This is a genomic window from Anaerococcus sp., from assembly GCF_022770135.1.
Classification (GTDB): Bacteria; Bacillota; Clostridia; order Tissierellales; family Peptoniphilaceae; genus Anaerococcus.
In genome coordinates, this window is record NZ_JALEIL010000116.1 from 1 (window position 1) to 6,617 (window position 6,617).

Annotated in this window: 5 protein-coding genes and 1 other annotated feature; of the genes, 2 read left to right on the forward strand and 3 right to left on the reverse strand. The window is 38.7% G+C overall.

The features are described 5' to 3' along the window. Positions 1-504, forward strand: a 504-nt coding sequence (locus MRZ08_RS06070) for an HAD hydrolase family protein (RefSeq protein ID WP_297380578.1), incomplete at its 5' end; no start/stop codon positions are given. A 65-nt stretch (positions 505-569) separates the two neighbouring features. Next, entirely contained in the window at positions 570-1,790 is a 1,221-nt protein-coding gene (locus MRZ08_RS06075; protein ID WP_297380581.1) for a diphosphate--fructose-6-phosphate 1-phosphotransferase, read from the forward strand. A gap of 49 nt (positions 1,791-1,839) precedes the next feature. On the opposite strand, the gene brnQ is transcribed toward MRZ08_RS06075, so the two are convergent. The 3 genes from brnQ to MRZ08_RS06090 all read right to left on the reverse strand — a co-directional run. Then, a complete protein-coding gene (gene brnQ / locus MRZ08_RS06080) occupies positions 1,840-3,183 on the reverse strand; it encodes a branched-chain amino acid transport system II carrier protein (protein WP_297380584.1) in 1,344 nt (447 codons plus the stop codon). A gap of 65 nt (positions 3,184-3,248) precedes the next feature. Next, positions 3,249-3,477 (reverse strand) — a binding site (T-box leader). Between the two features lie 117 nt (positions 3,478-3,594). Next, positions 3,595-4,533 carry a 2-keto-3-deoxygluconate permease gene (locus MRZ08_RS06085; RefSeq protein WP_297380586.1) on the reverse strand — a complete coding sequence of 313 codons (939 nt, stop codon included), beginning with the start codon at positions 4,531-4,533 and terminating at the stop codon, positions 3,595-3,597. A 30-nt stretch (positions 4,534-4,563) separates the two neighbouring features. Beyond that, positions 4,564-6,617: glycoside hydrolase family 3 N-terminal domain-containing protein (locus MRZ08_RS06090; RefSeq protein ID WP_297380589.1), on the reverse strand; the 2,054-nt coding region annotated here is incomplete at its 5' end.

Here is a 6,617-nt window from a genome sequence, read left to right on the forward strand (position 1 = left end):
GATCTCGATATAGATATAATGATTTACAATGAGGGAAAGATTTTTACCAATAGTATGGATACTTATTGGCTTCATGAGACAGCAGAGTTGACTAATATGGAGATTGTCCTAAGGGAGAATTTGATAGACGATATTGATTTCGAACCTAACAATATCCTCCTTTCCCAAGATCCATCTAGGATTGACCCACCTTCAAAGAAAATTTATGAAAGATTTGGCGATGTAAGCACCCAAGTTAAGTCAACCCCTTGGTACTATGAAATTATGCCAAAGGGAATTAGTAAAGGAACTAGCCTTATGGAGATTGCCGATTATTATAAAATCGACCGCAAGTTGACCTATGCTTTCGGAGATGAGAGGAATGACTATTCAATGATAGAGGCTGCAGGCGTCGGTGTTGCAATGGGAAATGCCGTAGAGGAAATAAAGGAAATCGCCGATTTCGTAACTCTTTCCAATAACGAAGACGGGATAGCACACTATATAGAAAAGTTTATTTTGTAACAAAGCTTTTAAAACAGAAAGAAATTTTGTATACTAGTAGTGAATTTAAGTAAAAGGAGTAATTTATGAATTGTATCATAGCCCAGTCAGGTGGACCTACCAGCGTTATCAACTCATCTCTTGCTGGAGTCATCCAGGGAGCCCTTGATAATAACTTCGACAATATTTACCTAAGTCTTCATGGGATTGAGGGAATTATCAAGGAAGATATTATGGAAGTCGATAAGAAAAAATTTGTACGAGAAAGGGTTAAGGAAAAGCTCATGGCTCGTCCTTCTTCTATCCTAGGATCTTGCAGATTCAAGCTTCCAGAAGATCTTAATGATGATATCTATAAGAAGATCTTCAAATTTTTATTAGAAAAAGAAATCAATGTTTTTGTCTACATAGGCGGCAATGACTCAATGGATACGGTAAAGAAACTAAACGCCTATATTTTATCTAATAATATCGAAGGAATCAATGTTATAGGCTGTCCAAAGACCATAGACAACGACCTTAATGGTATGGATCATTCGCCTGGTTTTGGATCTGCTGCCAAATACATATGCCAAAGCCTAAGAACTATCAGGGCTGATGTCGATATTTACGACCTCGAATCTGTTACCATAGTAGAGATCATGGGCCGCCATGCAGGCTGGCTTGCTGCCTCTTCTCTTCTAGCTGATTACGGATATAGCAAAGAACTAGTCAACCTTGTCTATGTCCCAGAAGAGAGCAAGTCCCTTAAGGAAATCGAAGAAGAGGTCAAGGAGAAGCTAAAGACAGAGAAAAACCTCATCATAGCCATGGCGGAAGGCTTCAGAGATACAGATTCCTACCTTGATAAGCCTATGTTTTCCAATAGTGACGATGGATTCAATCACCCTATAGTAAGCGGAGTTGCCCAAAGACTAGCAGATTATCTTAGAGATAAACTCGGAGTGAAATCAAGGGCAGTAGAGCTAAATATAGTCCAAAGAACATCCAACCACATCTCAAAAACAGATGCAGACGAAGCCTTTAAGCTAGGCTACTTGGCCCTAAAGCTAGGTCTTGATAAAACAAATCTCATCCCAGTTCTTAGAAGAAAAGAAGGAAAATCCTATGAGGTCTTCTACACAGAGGTAGAACCAGACCTAATAGCCAACAAGGAAATGAAAATCCCAGAAGCTTGGCTAAAGGATAGAAAGATCCTAAGAGAAAAAATCACAGCCTACGCCCTCCCTCTTATCCAAGGAGAAGTAGAGCAAAGATACGAAAATGGCATGCCTGTTTTTGTTGAGCTTTCTGATTTTGCTAAATAATTTCAAAAAACAAGAGTGCTTATCACTTAAGATTCGCACTCTTTTTCCTTTAATATTTTTGTCTAACTTTTTCTACTTCTACATCTCTAACAAATACTTTAACGAGTAAGCTTGTCAACGCAACTACTATTACAGTTGGTAAGAGCCAAGATAGTCCTGTGTCATACATTGGTAGGCCTTGTACTAGTCTTGTTACAGGTCCTAGGCTTAGGTGGAAGGTCTTATCCATTACTTCTACTAGAGGAAGTCCAACTGATACAGCTGCTGCTGCAAGGTATGATTCTCTAGTAAAGTTAAGGAAGCTTTGACTTATTCCCATAACTATTAGAACTAGGGCAACTGGATATATTATTTGTAGTAGTGGTACAGAAAACTCTAAGAGTTTGTTTAGGCCGAAGTTTGCCATTATGAATGAGAATAGGGTCCATATACATACCCAAGTCTTGTAGGATAGTCTATCGTTAAATAGCTTCTCGAAATATTCTCCACCAGAGCTTATTAGACCAACACAAGTTGTAAGACAAGCTAGGGTGAATATGAAGGCTAGTAGAACTAGACCGAAATCTCCAAGGGCAAGTTTTATAGATTCTGTAAGAACTTGGGCACCATTTTCAAGACCAACAAACTTTGCACTTCCTATCATACCTATACTTGCAAGCATCATGTAAACTACAAACAATACACTACCTGCGAGAAGTCCCGCCTTTACCTCATATCTTGTAACTTCTTTCTCATCTTCTATTCCAAATCTTCTTATAGCTTGGGCTATTACGAAACCGAAGTTAAGGGCTGCTACGGCATCCATTGTATCATAACCTGCCAAGAATCCTTTTGTCACTGGAGCAGTTAGATAATCTCCTGTAGGAGCTGCAACACTTTTATCCATTGTCACTATCTTGAAGAACATAAATGTTATCAATAATAGGAGGGCTGGAGTAAGGAACTTACCTACTCTTTCGACAAGCTTGCTTGGTCTTAGGCATATTGCTAAGGCTATAGCAAAGAAGACGAAAGTATAAACTAATCTTGCTAGGTTCATATTGAAAGATTCTGGTATGTATGGAGCTATGGCCATTTCGAAAGGAACTGATCCTGCTCTTGGTATACCGAGCCCTGGTCCTATTGATAAATATATAGCCGTTGTGAAAACTAGGGCGAATAGTGGACCTACCCTATTAGCTAGGTTAGATAGACCATTAGTCTTTCCTACTACTATGGCTCCTAAAACAGGAAATACTACAGCAGTAACGCTAAATGCTAATAGAGAAATAAAGGTTGCCTTTCCTGCCATGTTACCTAATAGAGGTGGGAAGATTAAGTTTCCTGCCCCAAAGAACAGACCGAAAAGCATTATGCTCACTTGTAAAAATTGACTTCTTGATAATTTTTTCATTATTTCCTCCATAAATTATATTAACAATACTTATTCATTAAAAAAGTCCCTTGTCTAAACATTAGACAAAGGACGAAAATTCCGCGTTACCACCTTTATTCTTATATAGAAATATAAGCTCTCAAGCATCAAACAATGCCGGGTTTTGATAACGCCAACCATGGCGACACATCTTACTTAGTTCAGACATGCAAAAGAAAAATGATTTTCGAACTTACTTTCAAGGTTGGATTTCACCAAAGACCAACTCTCTGTGCTCTTCCATAAGCCTACTCTTTTTTTCATAATTTTTCTAAATAATTACTGTTGACTATATTATAAGACCATCTCTTTAATTTGTCAAATTTTTTCTAATAAAAATTTAAAATAATTAATAAAATCCGTATAAATACTGGATTTGAATGATGTTAATTAATTATTATTTACTCTTCTCCTAGCCCGCCACGAAGTGATGAGAGGTGTAAGTATTATAGTAATAACCGCAGATGCTGCCACTTGGGCTGTCGCCACTCCTACAAGAGGAAGATAAGTTGGATCTATCTCTGCTATAATTTGTGGAACAGCAACAGCATTGGCCCCAGTTGAAGAAAGGGCCCAAGCCGCATAGCCTGGTCTCTTGCCTATATAAACATCTGCCAAAACAGTAAGAGAACCTATCACAAAAATCACTATAAAAGCAAGAATTATTCCAGAAAATCCTGCCCTATAAATATCTCTCAGATTAATAGCAGATCCCATAGAAAATCCTAAAAAAGGAATAATGACCTTCTGGGCAAGCTTAAGGGACTTAGAAACAGCCCTGTCTATATTCCCAATCACCATACCAATAAATACAGGAAGAAGAGCGTCTATCATAGCCCTTATAGGAATATCGGCAATACCAGACATACCGAGAACCAACATAGAAAGCATAGGACCTGTGATAAGGCTAGTAAAGCCTGCCAAAGCCTGATCCAAATCATCCCCGTAGTCGATATTTAAAGTAATAAAGACAGAATTGTTATGATTAAGGCAAGCACAAACCAGAGCAAGGATAGAGATACCAAATATCCCCTCCCTGCCAAAAATAGAAGAAACTAGGAAAACTATCAATAAGCCAGCCCCTATTCGAGCTAGAGCTATAACAGAAAATCTCTTAAAAATCTCTCCCACAGAAGAAAGCCTAATCTGAGAACCTGCCGCAAGCAAATTGATCCCCATCAAGGTCTTCATTCCCTGATTTGTAAAAAGAGCCTCAGTAAAAACACCAAAGTGCAAGATACTTGGAAGAAAAGTATTGATAAGAGCTGCAAGAATCAAAGGAACCATCATATTCCCCGCTGGTATTTTCTTTATAAAGTTCTTAAACATATGGGCTCCTTTCTTGCAAGCTCTATAATCTTAATATCCTAAACCAAATCCAAGCTTGTACTCATTGCCACATTCATCTAGGTAGGCGTAAGTCATTCCTTCTGGCATATATTTATCTTTATCATAGCCTGGTACGTCGTTAGGACTTACACAAATTCCTTCTTCATCTACTGCAATCACTTCTTCTCCTTTAGGGAAGGTGAATGGTAATTTGCCTGTTGGGCCGAACTTTCCTGTTAGTACATCCATTTGGGCAGAGGTGAATGTTTCAAAGTGAGCTAAGAGGGCATCTGAGTTTTTCTCAGCCTTTTCTAATAACCAAGGCATGGTTGAGTTAACTGAAATTATAACTTTAGTCCCATTCTCATCGGCAATTTTCCTATACTCTCCTAGCTTGTCAATATTTGCAACAGTTGTTTCTGTGTATTCTGTACCATCTGTCGCCTTATTTGTTTTGTTTTCGCAAAGATCAAGTTCTAGTAGACCTGGGGTTGCGGAGAAGTAGTTGCCTGATTTTGGTGTGATTTGTACAAAAATGCATTCTGCTTCTTTCGCATCTTCAACAATCTCTATATCTTCTCTATCTTTTAACTCTTCGATAGCTTCTTTTCTAAATGTTTCCGCCTTGTCCGCTTCCTTGTGGAGGAAGTCGACATAGACTTTAGCCTTATCCTTCATAGGTAGGACATTTTCTTTGTTTTTGAGTAGGACTACTGATCTTTGGTGAGCAGAGTAAGCCTTTTTCTTATTTTCTTCATCTGCTACAAAGTCTTTTGCCTTTTGTGGGTCAACATAAGTTTTGTCATCAAATAGGCCTAGGTCAAACATTTCTGTAAGAAGTCTTATATTTGCTTCGATTAATCTTTCACGACTAATTTTACCTTCTTCGTAGGCTTTTATTATCCATTCTACTTCGTTGGTATCAGATATTAGGTCAACTCCATTATTTATAGCACAGGCTGCACGGTCTTGTTTTTCTAGATGCATCATACCCCATGCCATGTTATCTAGTATTCCTGAATCTGAGTTGATATAGCCCTTAAAGCCCATATCTCCTCTTAGGATATCTTGGATAAAGTATTGGTTAAAGGCAAATCCTACTGGCTCAAAAGGAATTTTACTTCCCTTATAGTTTTGGACTGCTGACTTGTCATGGGCAGGGATTGAGTAGTAAGGCATAATTGATGAAACCTTTTTCTCAGCAGCTGCCTTAAATGGTGGTAGGTGGTATTTTTCTAGAGAACCAGGAGTTCTATATACGTTGAATTTCCCTTCCTTGTAGTGCGGGTCAAAGCCATTTTCCCTAGCTCCTCCTCCTGGGAAGTGTTTCATGGTAAGGGCAACTGATTCGCTGTTTAGTTCATCTGATTGGAAGGCTTCGATTAAGTCTTCTCCTGCCTTTGTAATAAGTTCTGTATCTTCACCCAAGGTTCCATAGAATCTTTGCCATCTAGGATCTGTAGCAGTATCAAGCATATACATATAGCCTTTTCTAAGACCAGAATACTTCCATTCGTCCCTAGCTATTTCTCCAAATTCCTTAAAGATTGAGTACTCATAATCTCCATCAGGATGGTAGTTTCTCGCCTTATCTCCAAGGTAAGCTGCTGCAAGACCTAGGGTTGATGGATATGTTGTGAAAACTCCTACTGCATCATTCATACCAAAGGTTCTTTCAGCATTTTCATTCCTTGAGTTGGAGGCTATAATAACAGGAATACCTAGCCTTGAACTTTCAGCCACTTCGTTCATCGCATTGGTCCACTCAGCTATTTCTTCTTCTGAGAAGTTATCCCTTAAGATAAAGTGGCGTAGGTTTTTGTCGATTATGTGTCCTGTGGAACCGTGGTTAATCTGACCTATAAAGATATTTTTATCCTCGTAAACTTCCTCATCAAGAAGACCATCGTGGCTTGTCTTTTCCTTATCTTCTTGGGCAAGACCCATTCTTTGAGACTTAATCATCATATTTCCTGCTAGCTCCTCTATAGTCATCCTGTAAGCCAAATCCTTGGCACGAACAGATGATGGAAGACGCCAGTCTTCGTAGGGATCAAGAACTCCATTTCCATTTAAATCCTTAA

What these genes read in the sequence shown, in the direction of transcription:
- MRZ08_RS06075 (WP_297380581.1), top strand. Translation starts at nt 570, where the DNA reads ATGAATTGTATCATAGCCCAGTCAGGTGGACCTACCAGCGTTATCAAC.
- brnQ (WP_297380584.1), bottom strand. Translation starts at nt 3,183, where the DNA reads ATGAAAAAATTATCAAGAAGTCAATTTTTACAAGTGAGCATAATGCTT.
- MRZ08_RS06085 (WP_297380586.1), bottom strand. Translation starts at nt 4,533, where the DNA reads ATGTTTAAGAACTTTATAAAGAAAATACCAGCGGGGAATATGATGGTT.